Origin of the sequence: Nonomuraea longicatena (assembly GCF_039525605.1) — a bacterium.
Lineage (GTDB): Bacteria > Actinomycetota > Actinomycetes > Streptosporangiales > Streptosporangiaceae > Nonomuraea > Nonomuraea longicatena.
In genome coordinates, this window is sequence record NZ_BAAAHQ010000030.1 from 7,728 (window position 1) to 24,011 (window position 16,284).

The 16,284-nt window shown below is 71.8% G+C and carries 14 protein-coding genes; 11 read left to right on the plus strand and 3 right to left on the minus strand.

Features of this window, described 5'->3' with window-relative positions; genetic code table 11:
- The 3 genes from ABD120_RS26210 to ABD120_RS26220 form a co-directional block, all read left to right on the plus strand.
- Nucleotides 1–1,376: carbohydrate-binding protein (locus ABD120_RS26210; RefSeq protein WP_343952732.1), on the plus strand; the 1,376-nt coding region annotated here is incomplete at its 5' end.
- Nucleotides 1,373–3,184: a chitinase gene (locus ABD120_RS26215; protein ID WP_343952733.1), complete on the plus strand. Its 1,812-nt coding sequence runs from the start codon at nt 1,373–1,375 to the stop codon at nt 3,182–3,184. The genes ABD120_RS26210 and ABD120_RS26215, both read left to right, overlap by 4 nt.
- 288 nt (nt 3,185–3,472) lie before the next feature.
- Complete coding sequence (locus tag ABD120_RS26220) at nt 3,473–4,843, plus strand: hypothetical protein (protein ID WP_343952734.1); 1,371 nt, start codon at nt 3,473–3,475, stop codon at nt 4,841–4,843.
- Here the strand turns inward: ABD120_RS26220 and erm are convergent.
- Nucleotides 4,832–5,641, minus strand: a complete 810-nt coding sequence (gene erm / locus ABD120_RS26225) for a 23S ribosomal RNA methyltransferase Erm (RefSeq protein ID WP_343952735.1) — start codon at nt 5,639–5,641, stop codon at nt 4,832–4,834. The genes ABD120_RS26220 and erm overlap by 12 nt on opposite strands.
- A 232-nt stretch (nt 5,642–5,873) precedes the next feature.
- Between erm and ABD120_RS26230 the strand changes: the two genes are divergently transcribed.
- The 8 genes from ABD120_RS26230 (at nt 5,874) to ABD120_RS26265 (ending at nt 14,223) form a co-directional block, all read left to right on the plus strand.
- On the plus strand, nt 5,874–6,542 hold the full coding sequence (locus ABD120_RS26230) for a response regulator transcription factor (RefSeq protein ID WP_343952736.1): 669 nt from the start codon (nt 5,874–5,876) through the stop codon (nt 6,540–6,542).
- Complete coding sequence (locus ABD120_RS26235; protein ID WP_343952737.1) at nt 6,539–7,939, plus strand: sensor histidine kinase; 1,401 nt, start codon at nt 6,539–6,541, stop codon at nt 7,937–7,939. The genes ABD120_RS26230 and ABD120_RS26235 overlap by 4 nt, the downstream gene beginning before the upstream one ends.
- A 24-nt stretch (nt 7,940–7,963) precedes the next feature.
- Nucleotides 7,964–8,482, plus strand: a complete 519-nt coding sequence (locus ABD120_RS26240) for a hypothetical protein (protein ID WP_343952738.1) — start codon at nt 7,964–7,966, stop codon at nt 8,480–8,482.
- Nucleotides 8,479–9,513, plus strand: a complete 1,035-nt coding sequence (locus ABD120_RS26245; protein WP_343952739.1) for a peptidoglycan-binding protein — start codon at nt 8,479–8,481, stop codon at nt 9,511–9,513. Before ABD120_RS26240 ends, ABD120_RS26245 begins: the two co-directional genes overlap by 4 nt.
- Entirely contained in the window at nt 9,510–10,163 is a 654-nt protein-coding gene (locus ABD120_RS26250; protein ID WP_425564033.1) for an ABC transporter ATP-binding protein, read from the plus strand. Before ABD120_RS26245 ends, ABD120_RS26250 begins: the two co-directional genes overlap by 4 nt.
- Nucleotides 10,160–11,356, plus strand: coding sequence for an ABC transporter permease (locus ABD120_RS26255; RefSeq protein WP_343952740.1), 1,197 nt, complete (start codon nt 10,160–10,162; stop codon nt 11,354–11,356). Before ABD120_RS26250 ends, ABD120_RS26255 begins: the two co-directional genes overlap by 4 nt.
- Before the next feature lie 143 nt (nt 11,357–11,499).
- Nucleotides 11,500–12,348, plus strand: coding sequence for a hypothetical protein (locus tag ABD120_RS26260; protein WP_343952741.1), 849 nt, complete (start codon nt 11,500–11,502; stop codon nt 12,346–12,348).
- Between the two features lie 81 nt (nt 12,349–12,429).
- Complete coding sequence (locus tag ABD120_RS26265; protein WP_343952742.1) at nt 12,430–14,223, plus strand: alpha/beta fold hydrolase; 1,794 nt, start codon at nt 12,430–12,432, stop codon at nt 14,221–14,223.
- 81 nt (nt 14,224–14,304) lie between these two features.
- Here the strand turns inward: ABD120_RS26265 and ABD120_RS26270 are convergent, their stop codons facing one another.
- The gene (locus ABD120_RS26270) at nt 14,305–15,003 is read right to left on the minus strand and encodes a helix-turn-helix domain-containing protein (RefSeq protein ID WP_343952743.1); all 699 of its coding nucleotides are present in this window, start codon (nt 15,001–15,003) and stop codon (nt 14,305–14,307) included.
- A 1-nt stretch (nt 15,004) separates the two neighbouring features.
- Nucleotides 15,005–16,066, minus strand: a complete 1,062-nt coding sequence (locus ABD120_RS26275) for an AI-2E family transporter (protein ID WP_343952744.1) — start codon at nt 16,064–16,066, stop codon at nt 15,005–15,007.
- Nucleotides 16,067–16,284: the final 218 nt, after the last annotated feature.

The window sequence follows — 16,284 nt, forward strand, 5'->3', positions numbered from 1 at the left end:
CCGCCACCGCCACCGCCACAGCCGCCGCCACAGCCGCCGCCGTCCCGGCCCGCGCGAGCGCGCAGGCGTTCGCCGCCGCCTGGGCCCCCTGGACCGCCTACGCGGCGGGCGCCCGCGTCACCCACGCCGCCGCCGACTACGAGGCCGTGCAGCCCCACACCTCCCAGCCCGGCTGGGAACCGCCCAACGCGCCCGCGCTGTGGAAGCAGGTCACCGGAGGCGGGGACCCGAACGCGCCGACCGCCCCCGGCGCCCCCCGTATCACCGCCACCACCGCCACCACCGTCTCACTCGGCTGGAACGCCTCCACCGGTACGGTCACCGGCTACCGCGTCTACGAGGGCGCCGACCTCAGGGCCACCGTGACCGGCACCACCGCCACGATCAGCGGCCTCGGCACCTGCACCACGCACACCTACACGATCAAGGCGTACAACGCGAGCGCCGAGTCGCCGGGCAGCACCGTCGTCGTGACGACCGCGGGCTGCACCACCCCGCCGACCACCCTGCCGACCGCCCCGTACGTGGACATGGGCGCCTGGCCGACGCCCAGCCTGCCGGAGATGGCCCTCGCCTCCGGACACAAGAGCTACACCCTCGCCTTCATCACCGGCGCCGCCTGCCGCGCGAGCTGGTTCGGCGCCTACGACCCCCGCACCGGCTGGGCCAAGGACCAGATCGACGCGCTGCGCGCCCAGGGCGGCCAGGTGAAGGTCTCCTTCGGCGGCGCCACCGGCATCGAACTGGCCCAGGGCTGCTCCGACGTGACCGCCCTGTACAACGAGTACAAGGCCGTCGTGGACACCTACGCCCTCACCCACATCGACCTCGACATCGAAGGCTCGGCCACCGCCGACGCCGCCTCCGTCACCCGCCGCTCCCAGGCGCTGGCCCGCCTCCAGCAGGCCCACCCGAACCTGAAGATCTCGATCACCCTGCCCGTCCTGCCGGAGGGACTCACCGCAGACGGCCTGTCGGTCGTCCGCTCGGCCAGGGACCACGGCGTGGACGTGGACCTCGTCAACGTCATGGCCATGGACTACTACCGCAGCATCGACTACGGCGACGCCGCCGTCCAGGCCGCCACCAGCACCTTCAACCAGCTCAGAACCCTCTACCCGGGCAAGTCGGAGGCCCAGCTGTGGCGCATGGTCGGCGTCACCCCGATGCTCGGGCAGAACGACGACGGCCGGATCTACAACCTCGACGACGCCCGCCAGCTCGTCGCCTTCGCCCAGGGCAGGCGCCTCGGCCTGCTGTCGTTCTGGGAGGGCACCCGCGACCGCAACGCCTGCAGCGGCCCCCTCTACCGCTGCACCAACATCGCGCAGGCACCCTACGACTTCACCAAGATCTTCAAGGGGTACACCGGATGAGGTTACGCACCCTCGCCGCCGGGACCGCGCTCGCGCTCGGCCTCACGGCCCTCCACACCACACCCGCCCTCGCCGCCAACATCGCCGCCAACCCCGGATTCGAGTCCGACCTGAGCCGCTGGACCTGCGCGCCCGGCGCCCAGGCCGTCACCACCCCCGTCCACGCCGGGGCCAAGGCCCTCCAGGCCACCCCTGCCGGCAGCGACCTCGCCCGCTGCCAGCAGACCGTCAGCGTCCGGCCGTCCTCGGCGTACACGCTGTCGGCGTGGCTGCGCGGCGGCTACGTCTTCCTCGGCGCCACCGGCACCGGCACCACCGACGTCAGCGCCTGGACCTCCTCCGCCGGCGCCTACCGGCAGGTCAACACCGCCTTCACCACCGGTGCCGCCACCACCAGCGTCACGATCTACGTCAACGGCTGGTACGGCCAGGGCGCCTACCAGGCCGACGACGTCGTGCTCGACGGCCCGCCCGGCGACGGCGGCGGCAACGACACCACCCCGCCCACCGTCCCCGGCAACCTCGCCGTCGGCGGCGCCACCTCCAGCTCGCTGGCCGTGAGCTGGTCGGCCTCGACCGACGACTCCGGCACCATCGCCCGCTACGAGCTCTCCCGCGACGCCGCCGCCCCCACCGCCGTCACCGCCACCTCCACCACGGTGGGCGGGCTGGCCGCTTCGACGACGTACCGGTTCAAGGTGCGCGCCTGCGACGCCTCCGGCAACTGCTCCGCCTACACCCCCGAGGTCGCCGGAACCACCACGGCGGGCGGCGGGACCGGCCAGCTGCCCAAACGGGTCATGGTCGGCTACCTGCACACCTCCTTCGCCAACGGCTCCGGCTACCTGCGCATGGCCGACGTGCCCCATGAGTGGGACGTCATCAACCTCGCCTTCGGCGAGCCGACCTCCGTCACCTCCGGAGACATCAGGTTCCGGCTCTGCCCGGCCGCCGAATGCCCGAACGTCGAGCCGGAGGCCGACTTCATCGCCGCCATCAGGGCCAAGCAGGCGGCGGGCAAGAAGGTCCTCATCTCCATCGGCGGGCAGAACGGCCAGGTCCAGCTCACCTCGGCCGCCGCCCGCGACACGTTCGTGCGCTCGGTGAGCGACATCATCGACAGGTACGGCCTCGACGGCCTCGACATCGACTTCGAGGGCCACTCGCTGTACCTCAACCCCGGCGACACCGACCTCAGCAACCCCACCACCCCGGTGATCGTCAACCTCATCGCCGCCGTCAGGACACTGAAGGCCAGGTACGGCTCCCGCTTCGTGCTGACGATGGCGCCGGAGACCTTCTTCGTGCAGCTCGGCTACCAGTTCTACGGCCCCGGCCCGAACGGCGCCGCCGACAACCGCGCCGCCTCCTACCTGCCGGTGATCCACGCCCTGCGCAACGACCTGACGCTGCTCCACGTCCAGGACTACAACTCGGGGCCGATCATGGGCCTCGACAACCAGTACCACACGATGGGCACCCACGACTTCCACGTCGCCATGACCGACATGGTGCTCGCGGGCTTCCCCATCATGGGCAACGCGGCCAATGTCTTCCCGCCGCTGCGCCAGGACCAGGTCGCCTTCGGTCTGCCGTCGGCGCCCTGGGCGGGCAACGGCTTCACCACCGTGCCCGAGGTGCAGAAGGCCGTGGACTGCCTGGTCAAGGGCGTCAACTGCGGGCCGTACCGGCCGCGCGGGGTCTACCCGAACCTGCGCGGGCTCATGGCCTGGTCGATCAACTGGGACAAGTACAACTCCTTCGAGTTCTCACGCAGCCACCGCCCGTACCTCAACGGGCTCGGCTGATCCGCCCGCGGTCCTCCGCCGACCCGGCGGAGGGCCGTTCCCGCGCCCGGGGACCCCGGCGCAGGCTCCTGCCGCCGGCGCCGGGTCCCCGGGATCGCACGTCGCGCCGCAGGCTGAGAGTTTCCTGTGAGTTTCCGGCCGTTCCGGCAGCGGGAGAGACGCAGGTCACGGGAGCAAAAGAAGAGGACACAGGGTGTCGGTTAAGACATGGTCAGCCGGGCATGTCTGATTCGGGAACCCCATGTCCAGGTAGAAGCACCATCTCGGGTACGGCAGGCTAGAACGGCCATGGAATACGCAGTCCTCACGGGGATCGTCCTCGTCGCCGGTGTCGTACTCGCCCTCCTCGCCCAATGGCGGAACTGGAGGCCCACCCTCCTCGTGGCCCTCCTCGTGGGTGTCGCCGTGCGCATACTCCTGCTGCTGACGGCCGCCGACGACGCCTGGCAGCCCGTCGACTACGTCGAGAGCTTCAAGCCCGCGGGCGAGGCCATCCTCAAGGGTGAGGACCCCGTGCTGGCCAGCGAGGGCGGCTGGCACTTCCTGCCGACGATCCCGTACGTGTACGGCTTCCTGCTGTGGCTCGGCATCCCCTGGGAGTACGCCGGCCGCCTGGTCACCGTCGTGGCCGACATCGTGTTGATCCCCCTGGTGGCCAAGCTCGCCGGCGGCCCCAAGGCCAACCTGCGGGCGCTGCAGTACGCGCTCAACCCGCTGGCCCTCATGGTGGCGGCCAACCACGGCCAGGTCGAGCCGGTGGCGCTGGTCTTCGGCGTGGCCGCGTTCGTGGTCGCGCGCGGGCCCGGCTCGCCGTACCTCACCCCGGTCCCGCGCGACGGCGAGCCCGCCGAGCGGGAGGGCGGCCTGCTGCGCCGGATCGCCGGGCTCGACGGCCTGGTCCACCGCGTCTTCGCCCCCGCCTACACCGACGAGCGCGACGTGCGCAGAGGCGTCTACGCGGGCATCCTGATGGGGCTCGCGCTGTGCGCGAAGAGCTGGCCCATCTGGCTGGTGCCCGGCATGGTGCTGCTGCTGCCCGGCCTGCGCTCCCGGATCGTCGCGCTGCTGTTCACCGGCCTGGTCCCGATCTTCTTCTTCGTGACCCTGCCGATCTTCGCGGGCACCCGCTGGGACCAACTGCCCGAGGTGATCGCCGAGATCCGCAACATCCGCCCGATCGTCGGCGACTGGGGCTGGGCGGCCCAGGAGAGCGGCGGCGACTGGGCGCTGCGCCCCGACCTGGTCACCCCCGGCACCTACCTGATCTACGCCACCATGATCGCCGTCATTGTTCTCTGGCGGCGTGCCGACCCGATCGACATGACCATGGCGATGCTCATCGCCTTCATGATCGTCACGCCGAGGCTCGGCGCGCAGTACCTCATGTGGTTCATGCCGTTCCTCGTGGCCCGGCCCACCCGCTTCGCCTGGCCCGCCATCATCGGCGTCTCGATCTGGGCGGGCTACGGCTATCTGTACATGACCCAGGCCCCGGACGACAACGCCTGGTGGTTCCTGCACCGCGAGTGGGCCCTGGCCTCGATCGTGCTGCTCCCGGTGCTGGCCGTCGCCATGCCCTGGGGCCGGCTGCGTGCGCGGGCCCCAGGGCACGACGACCGGGTGCGCCCGAAGACGCAAAAGGTCACATCAGCGATCTAGCTCCCGGTGGATCGTCACCCACTGGTCCGGGTGGACGTAGCCCACGACGGTGTCGTGGGCGACCCCCGCCCTGGCCAGGGCCGCGTCCACGCCCCGGTAGCGGGTGCGCAGCGAGGCCCGCAGCGAACCGCCGACCCCGCTGAAGCCCAGTTCCACCAGTGCCTGCCACGCCTGCGCGTCGCCGACGAGCGGGTCGTCCCGCCGTTCGATGCGCAGGATGCCCGAGTCGACCGACGGCACCGGGCGGAAACTCTCGCGGCCGACCCGGCCGAGCAGCTCCCAGTGGAACCACGGCCAGCTCTCGACCGTGACCAGGCTCCAGCGGCCGTAGTCGCCCGAGCGTTTGCGGGCGTACTCAAGCTGGGTGAGCAGCGTGGCGGAGGTCAGCGCCGGCGCCCGCAGGCACCAGTCGACGATCTTCGAGGTGACGGAGTACGGGATGTTCCCGACGACCGCGAACGGCCGTGACGGCGGCCGGGCCGTCGTGAAGTCGCCCCTGATGATGTTCAGCCCGGTCCTGGCCTTGAGCCGGACCGCGAGACGCGCGTCGATCTCGTAACCGACGATCTCGGCGCCCGTCTCCATCAGGGCCAGGGTGAGAGCCCCCTCTCCGGTGCCGGGCTCCAGCACCAGTCCGCTCGGCCGCGCCGCCTTCATCACCAGGTCGACGGCATGCCGATCGACCAGGAAGTTCTGCGAGAAGCGGCGCCGCGCCCGGTCGACGGGCGTGCGGCCGCCACTGTTCCTGGCCTTCTTCTGAGTGTGCGAATAATTACCGTGCGCGAAGTTCTGCGCCACAGCTACAGCCCTTTCGGGTCTTCGAGATGAACAGGTCTCGAAGGGCCCTGGGCCGCGCTAGCAGTCGGTCACTGCTGAGTGAAGCGGTCCGCTAGCGAGCCAGAGCCCGGCTGTGACGGATCCGCGTGAAGAAGTGGCAACACATGCCCACGATGCTAGGCAGCCCCTCCGGCCCGCGCAAACCGGTTTTCCTTTGATGCTCCTTTGAGGTTGCCCCGGTAATGCTTGGGCCATGGACAGACCCGCCAGGGTGCTCGTGGTCGACGACGAGCCGAACATCCGCGCGCTCCTCTCACAGACCCTCCGGCTGGTCTCGTTCGAGGTCCGTACGGCCGAGAGCGGCGCCGAGGCGATCACCGCCGCCCGGGAGTTCGGGCCCGACCTCGTCGTGCTCGACGTCATGCTCGGCGACCTCGACGGCTTCGAGGTCGCCCGGCGCCTCGACGACAGCGTCCCCGTGCTGTTCCTGACCGCCCGCGACACCGTCGAGGACCGGGTGCAGGGGCTCACGCTCGGCGCCGACGACTACGTGGCCAAGCCGTTCAGCCTGGAGGAGGTCGTGCTGCGGATCCGCGCCATCCTGCGGCGCAGCCGTACCCGCGAGGAGCCCGCCGACCGGCTGAGCTACGCCGACCTGGAACTCGACGGCGCCGCCCACGAGGTGCGTCGCGCCGGTGTGCCGATCGACCTGTCGCCGACCGAGTTCAACCTGCTCGAATACCTGATGCTCAACGCCGGGCGGGTGGTGAGCAAGGCCCAGATCCTCGACAACGTGTGGCGCTACGACTTCGACGGCGACTCCAGCATCGTCGAGTCCTACGTCTACTACCTGCGCAAGAAGATCCCCGGCCTGATCCAGACCGTGCGCGGCGTGGGCTACACCCTGCGGGCCCCCCGATGAGGTGGACGTTGCGCGCCCGGCTGGTGGCGGCCATCCTGGCGCTGACCACGCTCGCCCTCGCCGCCGCCAACATCCTCGGCGTCACGCTGCTCGGCCAGGCCCTCATGGTCCGCGTCGACAAACAGCTCGACGCCGCAGGAGCCGCCGCCGCCCTCACCCGCCCGCTTCCCGTACCCGTGACCACGGAATCGGCGCCGCTGGAGAACATGCTCGTCAAACAGTCGGCCAGCATCACCCGCGTCCTGTTCTACGACGCGCGGGGCCGCCTGGAGTGGTCGCTGCCCTCCGCCGACGTGCCGGGCCCCGTGATCGAGGACTTCACCCCCGGTGACCCCCGCACCGTCCCCGGCGCGGACGGCACCCCCTCCTGGCGGATCAAGGTCAGCGCCGTGCCCGGAGCCGGGTTCGCAGTGGTCGCCAACTCCCTCGCCGAGATCGAGAGCACCCAGCGCACCCTCAGCCTCATCGCCGCAGCCGTGAGCCTCGGCGTGCTCATCCTGCTCGGCACCGCCGCCCACTTCCTCGTACGGCTCGGCCTGCGTCCCCTCACCCGCATGCAGGCCACCGCCGGCCACATCGCCGGCGGCGACTTCGCCCGCCGCGTCCCCGGGACCGACGGCCACACCGAGACCGGCCGCCTGGCCACCGCCATGAACGTCATGCTCGACCGCGTCGAACACGAGATCGCCGCCAGGACCGCCTCCGAGTCCCGCATGCGCCGCTTCCTCGCCGACGCCTCCCACGAACTGCGCACCCCGCTCACCTCCGTACGCGGCTTCGCCGAGTTGCACCGGCACGGCGGCGGCGACACCGACCAGGCCATGCGCCGCATCGAGGACGAGGCCGCCCGCATGGGCGCCCTGGTCAACGACCTGCTCACCCTCGCCCAGCTCGACGAGGAACGTCCGCCCGAACGCCGCACCGTGGACCTGCTCGAAGTGACCGCCGACACCATCCGCGACGCCAGGGCCAGGGTGCCGGACCGGCAGGTGCGGCTGGCCGGGGTCGGCGACGCGCTCGCCCCCGTCTCCGCCGTCGGCGACGAGGCCAGGCTCCGGCAGGTCGCCGCCAACCTGGTCGGCAACGCGCTCACCCACACGCCGCCCGAGGCGTCGGTGACCGTACGGGTGGGGCTGGCCGGGGGTGCCGCCGTGCTGGAGGTCGCCGACACCGGGCCCGGCATCGACGCCCGGCACGTGCCGTACCTGTTCGACCGCCTCTACCGGGTCGGCCAGGGCCGCACCCGCACCGACGGTGGCGCCGGTCTCGGCCTGTCCATCGTTGCCGCGATCGTGCGCCAGCACCACGGGCGGGTCGAGATCGACACCGCGCCGGGCAGGGGCGCGACCTTCCGGGTGTTCCTACCCGCCGTCGAGGCGGCTCCCAGCTCGCTCTGATCCGGGCCGACCAGCATCGAGGGCATGAGACGAACACTCCTGCCGGCAGCCCTGCTGATCGCGGTCACCGCGTGCGCCGCCGAGGCCCCGAGGGCCGGGGTCGCCTCCGTCGCGACCGCCTCGGCGTCGCCGTCCGCCGGCGCCTCGTCAACCGCCACGGGGGATCCGGCGGACAACGGCCGCAAGTTCGCCGCGTGCATGCGCGACAACGGCGTCGACCTGCCCGACCCCGAGCCCGGCACGCACCCGCTGACCTCCTCCCTCAAGGTCGACAAATCCCAGCTGCAGAAGTTCGAGGAGACGACGGAGAAGTGCCGGGCGTTCTTGCCGCCCAAGGACAGCGTCAAGCTCAACCCGCAGCAGCAGGAAACGGTGCGGGCCTTCGCCGAATGCCTGCGTGAGAACGGCATCGACATGCCCGATCCCGACCCGAACGGCGGCTTCGGCGGAAGGGCGCCGAAGATCGACCAGAGCTCCCCGACCTTCAAGAAGGCCATGCAGGCCTGCCGAGGCAAGATCGACAACGGCGGGGCCGCCCGGTGAGAGGAGCGCGCCCGGCGCTGTTCACCGCAGGAGCGGCCCTGCTCGCCGCCGCCGTCACCGCCGCCGTCCTCGGCATCGGCGGCGGCGACGGCCGGACCGCCGCCACCACCCGCATCCCGCCCGCGACCGCCAGGGTCGAACGCGCCACCCTCACCGACACCACGACGGTCGACGGCACCCTCGGGTACGGCGCCGACCGTACCGTCACCGCCCGAGGCGGGGGCACGATCACCTGGCTGCCCGCCGAAGGCGCCACCGTCACCCGGGGCCGAGCCGTCTACAGCGTCGACGCCGACCGGGTGCCGCTCCTGTACGGCTCCATGCCCCTGTACCGCACGCTGGACACCGGCGCCGAGGGCATGGACGTCGAACTGCTCGAACGCAACCTCTCCAAACTCGGCTACGACGGCTTCGACATCGACGGCGAGTACACCTGGGCCACCCGCGAGGCCGTCAAGGAATGGCAGGACGACCTCGGCCTGCCCGTCACCGGCAAGGTCGCGGCGGACGACGTCGTCGTCTCCGACGGGCCGCTGCGCGTCGCCGAGCTCAAGACGCAACCCGGCGCCGCCGCAGGGGGAGCGGTGCTCACCACGACGGGGACCGTCCGCGAGGTCACCGTGGACCTCGACGCGGGCGACCGCCACCTCGTGAAGAAGAACATGAGGGCCGAGGTCGAACTCCCCGACGGTGAGAAGACCGACGGCCGGATCTCCAGCATCGGCAAGACCGCCACCCAGACCGGCCAGGGCCAGGACGCCACCACGACCGTCGAGGCCACCGTCGCGGTCCGCGGCGTCAAGGGCTTCGACACCGGACCCGTCGAGGTCACCTTCGTCTCGGAGCGGCGGGAGAACGTGCTCGCCGTACCCGTCGGCGCCCTGCTCGCCCTCGCCGAGGGCGGCTACGGCGTGCAGGTCGTCGAGGGCGGCACCACCAGGTACGTCGCCGTCAAGACCGGCATGTTCGCCGACGGCCGAGTCGAGGTGACCGGCGTCGCCGAGGGCGCCACGGTGGCGGTGCCCGCGTGATCGCCGAACTCGTCACCGTGACCAAGAACTACGGCGACGTCCAGGTGCTGCGCGGCGTCAGCCTCGCCGTCGAGGAAGGCGAACTGCTCGGCATCGTCGGGCCGTCCGGTTCGGGCAAGTCGACCATGCTCAACATGCTCGGCACCCTCGACCGGCCAAGCGGGGGGACCGTACGGGTGGCGGGGCACGACGTCGCAAGTCTGTCCGACCGTGCGCTGTCGGCGCTGCGCGCCCAGTCGATCGGCTTCGTCTTCCAGCAGTTCCACCTGGCCAGAGGGGTTTCCGCGCTCGACAACGTGGCCGACGGCCTGCTCTACTCCGGCCCCTCCCTCAGCCGGCGGCGCGAACGGGCACGGCTCGTCCTCGACCGCGTCGGACTCGGCCACCGCCTCACCCACCTGCCCCACCAACTGTCCGGCGGTGAACGCCAGCGCGTCGCCATCGCCCGCGCCGTCGTCGGCGACCCCGCACTGCTGCTGGCCGACGAACCGACCGGCAACCTCGACTCCCGCGCCGGCGCAGGCGTCATGGCGCTGCTGCGCGAACTGCACGCCGGCGGCACCACCGTCGTCGTCATCACCCACGACCGCGACATCGCCGCCGCCCTTCCCAGAATGGTCGAGATGCTCGACGGGACGGTGGCCGGATGAGCGTGCCCGCCCCTGCCCGGCTGCGCCCCCGCGACGTCCTCCGGGTCGGCGGAGCCGGGCTGCGCGCCCGCCCGCTGCGGGTGTTCCTGTCGGCGCTCGGCATCGCCATCGGCATCGCCGCCATGATCGGCGTCGTCGGCATCTCCGCCTCCAGCCGGGAGGACCTCAACAGGCAACTGGCCGCCCTCGGCACCAACCTGCTGAGGGTCGCCCCGGACCAGGACCTGTTCGGCAACGCCTCCCACCTGCCGTCCGAGGCCGAGGACATGATCGCCCGGATCGGCCCGGTCACCTCCGTCACCGCCGTCGGCGACACCCCCGCCCGCGTCTACCGCAACGACCGCATCCCCGAGGGCCAGACGGGCAGCATCTCGGTCACGGCCACCCGGCTCGACCTGCTGGAGGACATCGGCGTCACCCCGGTCAGCGGCACCTGGTTGAACCCGGCCACCGAGCGCCACCCGGCCGTCGTCCTCGGCGCCCGCGCCGCCGACCGCCTCGGCGTCGTGAGCGCGGGACCCGACCAGCGCGTCTGGCTCGGCGGACGCTGGTTCACCGTCGTCGGCGTCCTCGGCCCGGCACCCCTCGCGCCCGAGATCGACACCGCCGCGCTCGTCGGCTGGCCCGTCGCCGAGCGGCTGCTGGACTTCGACGGCTACGCCACCACCGTGTACGCCCGCGCCGAGGAGGAGTCCGTGACGGCCGTGCACGGCGTGCTCGCCGCCACCGCCAACCCGGAGAACCCGAACGAGGTCCAGGTCTCCCGCCCCTCCGACGCGCTCGCCGCCAAACAGGCGACGGACACCACCCTGAACGCCCTCCTGCTCGGCCTCGGCGGTGTCGCGCTCGTCGTCGGCGGCGTCGGCGTGGCCAACACCATGGTCATCTCGGTGCTCGAACGCCGGGCCGAGATCGGGTTGCGCCGCTCGCTCGGCGCTACCCGAGGGCAGGTCAGACTCCAGTTCCTGGCCGAATCCCTGCTGCTGTCGGCGCTCGGCGGCCTCGGCGGCGTCGCCCTCGGCGTCGGCGTCACCGCCCTCTACGCCACCCTCCAGAGCTGGCCGTCGGTCGTGCCGCTCTGGGCGATGGCGGGCGGCGTCTCCGCCACGCTGCTCATCGGCGGGATCGCGGGCTTCTACCCCGCCGTACGGGCCGCCCGCATGTCGCCCACCGAGGCACTGGCCACGACCTGACGGGGACGGGCGCCCGATTCCTTCGAGAACCGCGCAGCCTTGGCGGGACGGGCGTCCTACTCCTTCGAGAGCCGCGCTGCTCTGGCGGGGGGCGTCCGATTCTTTCAAGAGCCGCGCGCCCACCTCCCGGTACCGTCGTCGGCGTGGACATCCTGCGCGACGCCTCGACCTACCTACTGCACCACGGCCGCCTCCTCGACAGGCTCCGGTTCGCCGCCCTGTTCGGCGACGGGGCACGCGAGCCGGTCCTCGCCGCGCTGCATGCCTACCAGAACGCCGACGGCGGCTTCGGCAACGCCCTGGAACCCGACCTGCGCGGCGCCGCCAGCCAGCCCGTCGCCGTCGAGACGGCCCTGCACGTCCTGGACGACCTCGACGCCTTCGCCGACCCCATGGTCGAGGATGCCTGCGACTTCCTGGCCTCCGTCACCGCCCCCGGCGGCGGGTTGCCGTTCGTCCTCTCCTCCGTGCTGGACGCGCCGAGCGCCCCTTGGTGGCGGGAGGGGCCGTTCACCGCCGGCGGGCTCAACCCCACGTCCAGCCTGGCCGGGTTGCTCCACAAGCACGGCGTCGCCCACCCCTGGCTCGACACCGCCACCCGCTTCTGCTGGTCGGCGATCGGTGAGCTGTCCGGGGACGTCTCGCCGTACGACGCCCGCGCCGTCATCGCCTTCCTCGAACGGGTGCCCGACCGCGAGCGGGCCGAGGCCGAGTTCACCCGTCTGCGCGACGGCCTGCTGTCCGGCGTCTCCCTCGACCTCGACGCCGGGGAGGGGACGCACTCCCCGCTCGACTTCGCCCCCGCGCCCTCACCGCTGCCCCTGTTCGGGCGCGACGTCCTCGACCGGCACCTCGACGCGCTGCTCGCCGAGCGGAAGGACGGCGGCTGGGCCCCCAACTGGCCGATCTGGACCCCCGCCGCGGCCCATGAATGGGGCGGCTACCTGACGGTCGAACGGCTCAAGACCCTGCGCGCGTACGGACGAGTCTGACTCCTTCTGGGACCCTGCTCCTATAGGGGAATCCTTCGGACGGCCGAAGAAACCCGGCGCCCGGCGGCCGATGCTGGAAACATGATCAATAATGCTCTGGGGCTCGTCCTGGCCGCCGGAATGCTGCCAGGCGCCCCCATGACCGCCCCACCCGGCCTGCACGAGTGCGCGACCGCGACCGCCCGCTGCGACGGCACCGTCGAAGTGCCCCTCGACTGGGACGACCCCTCCTCAGAACGGATCACCGTCGCCTTCGCCTTCGTCCCGGCCAAGGACGCAGACGGCACGGTGGTGGCCAACCTCGGCGGCCCGTCGCCCGCCATACATGGGGTGCCGTATGCCCAGCAGACGCTCGGACCGGTGCTGGAGCGCAAGAACCTGCTCATGATGGACCCGCGCGGGCTCGGCAAGTCCTCCCCGCTGCAGTGCCCGGGCGCCAGCTTGCTCACGCCGGAGAAAATCGCCGCCTGCGCCGAGCGCATCGGCCCCCGCGGCGCCTACTTCACCGCCGACCAGGCCTCGCACGATCTCGACGCCGTCCGGAAGGCGCTCGGGCTGGGCACGGTGAGCTTCTACGGCAACTCCTACGGCACCCTGTACGCCCAGGCGTACGCCGCCCGGTACCCGCGCAGCCTGGACGCGATCTTCCTGGACAGTGCCATGACCATCGGCCGTGACGGGTACACCACCTGGGAGAACTACTTCCCGTCCGCGATCCGGAACCTCGGCGTCACGTGCGAACGTTCCAAGGCATGCGCAGCATTGCCGGGCACGCCGTCCGAGATCTGGGCACGGCTGGTGGAACGGCTTCGAGAGCGCCCCGACCCGGACGTGACGGTGTTCCAGTCCTTCGCCCTGAAGGGTATGGACAGGCCCGTGTTCGGGCGGGAGTCGGTGGCGGCGGCCCACGCCTACCTGCGCGGCGACAGGGCGCCGTTGCACAGGCTGGCCCGGCTGATCCCCAAGACCATGCCGCCCATGGAGGATCCGTCCTTCGCCGGCTACCTGGCCTACCGTTGCGGTGACGGCACCTTCCCGTTCGGCCGGGACGCGCCGTCGGCCGAGCGCCGTGCCCAGGCCGAGCGGTACTACGAGCGGGAACGACCGCTCGGGCCCTACCAGATCACCGAGGTCTTCCCCGCGATCGGCAGTCTGGAGCCGTGCATCGACTGGCCGACCCCGCGCCACAGCCCGCCCCGCCCGCCCGGCCAGGCGTTGCCCTCGGTTCCCGTCCTGGTGATGGCGGGCGAACTCGACTTCGAGACGCCCGCCGACCTGGCCGACACGATGCGGGCCTTCCCGAACGCCACCGTCGTCAGCGTCCCCTTCGGCGGGCACGCCCTCGCCGGAGCCCCGGGCCCCATGGGCGACTGCGTCCGGGGCATGTTGCGGACCTTCCTGACCACCAAGCAGATCACCGACCGCAGGTGCAACTCCGAGAACTACCGGGCCGTGGGCCGGTTCCCGCAGCGGCTCGCCGACGTGACCCCCCACCCGGCCGCCAGGCTCACCGCCGGACAGCGCCGGGTGCTCGCGGCAGCCTTCGCCACCGCCGCCGACGCCACCGCCCGCCGCAACCCGAACGCGGGACTACCCGCCGGCCCGTCCGACCCGCCTGGCCCGGCTGACCAGCCCGACCTGCGCGGCGGCCAGGTCGCCTTCGGCACCGACCTCACGCTCGACAACGTCAGATACGTCGAGGACCTGCCGGTCAGCGGCCCGATCACGCTCTCGCCCGAGGGCCGCGCCACCGCCACCCTCCGCGCCGGGACCGGCGGGCGCACCCACCAGGTGACCCTGACCTGGAAGGCGTTCACCCTCGACGCGAAGGTGTCCGGGACCTTCGACGGCATCCCGTTCGGCGAGCGCGAGTGACCACGAACCCGCACGGCCACGGCACCACACGGAGTCTCGCCGCACGCCTCGGTGCTGGGGCCGGCCGCACGCGGGCCTCGGTCACAGCAGGCGGCGGATCGTCACGCCGCTCAGCCGCTTGACGTCGTTGGCGAGGTGAGCCTGGTCGGCGTAACCGCTGTCGGCCGCCACGTCCGCCAGCGGACGGCCCGCCCGCGCCAGGCGCAGCGCCCGCTGGAAGCGCACGATGCGCTGCAGCGTCTTGGGGGAGTAGCCGAAGCTCGCCAGGCTGCGCCGGTGCAACTGGCGTTCGCTGAGCCCGAGCCGGCGGGCCACCTCGGCGACCGTACGGCCGGCGCGCAGGGCCGCCGCCACGTGCGGCGCGGCGGGGTCGGGCGCGGCGGTCGCGCCCAGCCGCTCCACCACGGTGGCCAGCATGAGCCGCTGGAGTTCGGACCGGGACGCGCCGGGCCCCTCCTCCGTCATCCGGCGCAGCGCGTCGGAGCGGGGCAGGTCCGCGACGGGCACCCGTAGGTCGCGCAACTCCTCGACGGGCACTCCGAGCGCGCCGCCGACCGCGCCGGGTAGGAACCGGACGCCCACATACGTGTCGCCCGCCCGCATCCGTGTGTACATCGGGCCGGTGTCCGGGCCCGCGACATGCGGGCCGTGCGGCCCCCAGATGAGGTCCACGCAACCGTCGGGCACGACCAGATGGCGCCCGTCGCCCTCGGCGACGTGCACCCACAGAACCGCGACCCGGCCGCTCACCGCAGGGTCGGGGAGTCGTTCGACATACATCTCACCTGCTGGAACGCGCGGCGGGCCGGGCCTCTTCCCCGCCGGAGACGAGAGCCGCCACCCAGGCGGCCTTCGGGTCGCTGTCGATCAGCAGCGCCCGTACGAGCAGGCTGAGCGGGATCGCCAGCAACGCGCCGAGCGGGCCGAGCACGAACGTCCACACGATCAGTGACAGAAATGTCACCGTGGTGGACAGGCCAACGGCGTCCCCGAGGAACTTCGGCAGCAGCATCCCCTGGAAGACCACGTTGATCGCGCAGTAGGCGACGATGACGAGCAGCATCTGCCGTACTCCGCCGTCGAGCAGGGCCAGCAGGCTCGGCGGGACGAGCCCGAGGACGAACCCGATGTTCGGGATGTACGTGGTGATGAGCGCCAGCACCCCCCAGAGCAGTGGCAGAGGTACGCCGAGGATGTACAGGGCGACCACGTCGCAGGCCGAGCAGATGAGGCCGAACACCGTGGAGACGATCAGATACCGGCGGGTGCGCTCGGCGAAGGAGCCCAACGCGCTCGCCATCGCCGGACGACCCGCGCGGACCGCCGCGAACGCCCGTGCGGTGATCGGCGCGTCCAGGCACATCGACAGCAGTAGCACCACGATCAGGAACAGCCCGGACAGCACACCCACCAGCCCGGCCAGCAGCCCCTGCGCGACGCCGATGAGCTGGGCGGGGTCGAAGGAGCGGAACGCGGCGTCCAGTTGCCCGGCGCCGAAACCGAACCGGGCCGCGACCTGCTGGGCGTCGGCGAACAGCGCTTTGAACTGGGGGCCGTACTTCGGCAGGATCCCGGCGAGCGTGCTCACGGAAAGTGTCAGCACCGTGACCATGACGATGACCACGCAGACGACGATCAGGAACGGCGCCGCGACCTGGAGCCAGGTGGCCGCGCCGCGCCGGGCGAGCGCACGCCGCACTGGGGCGACCGCGATGACCAGCACGAGCGCGAGAACGAACGGGCCGAGGATCGAGGCGATCTCGCGCAGCCCGAAGAGCACGATCACGGCGCAGGCGGTGCCCAGCAGCACGATGACCGCGCGGGGCGCCGACCGCTCGTTCACATATGCGTACTACCCGTGACAAGCCCGGCGCAGCAGGCGGATTCTCTGATTTGACGGTTCCCGGAGCCGTACATAGAGTTCACCAGTCCCGCGAGGTCGGCGAAGATCGCCGAACCGATCAGGGGGCGGCCGATTCGACAAGCTCTGAATGCCGGAGTAAGTTTGAGGGGTTGTCCCGGAAGCGGGGCGGTCGAAATTCTTCTCCAGTTCGATCGCGA

What these genes read in the sequence shown, in the direction of transcription:
- ABD120_RS26215 (WP_343952733.1), top strand. Translation starts at nt 1,373, where the DNA reads ATGAGGTTACGCACCCTCGCCGCCGGGACCGCGCTCGCGCTCGGCCTC.
- ABD120_RS26220 (WP_343952734.1), top strand. Translation starts at nt 3,473, where the DNA reads ATGGAATACGCAGTCCTCACGGGGATCGTCCTCGTCGCCGGTGTCGTA.
- ABD120_RS26230 (WP_343952736.1), top strand. Translation starts at nt 5,874, where the DNA reads ATGGACAGACCCGCCAGGGTGCTCGTGGTCGACGACGAGCCGAACATC.
- ABD120_RS26235 (WP_343952737.1), top strand. Translation starts at nt 6,539, where the DNA reads ATGAGGTGGACGTTGCGCGCCCGGCTGGTGGCGGCCATCCTGGCGCTG.
- ABD120_RS26240 (WP_343952738.1), top strand. Translation starts at nt 7,964, where the DNA reads ATGAGACGAACACTCCTGCCGGCAGCCCTGCTGATCGCGGTCACCGCG.
- ABD120_RS26255 (WP_343952740.1), top strand. Translation starts at nt 10,160, where the DNA reads ATGAGCGTGCCCGCCCCTGCCCGGCTGCGCCCCCGCGACGTCCTCCGG.
- ABD120_RS26265 (WP_343952742.1), top strand. Translation starts at nt 12,430, where the DNA reads ATGATCAATAATGCTCTGGGGCTCGTCCTGGCCGCCGGAATGCTGCCA.
- ABD120_RS26270 (WP_343952743.1), bottom strand. Translation starts at nt 15,003, where the DNA reads ATGTATGTCGAACGACTCCCCGACCCTGCGGTGAGCGGCCGGGTCGCG.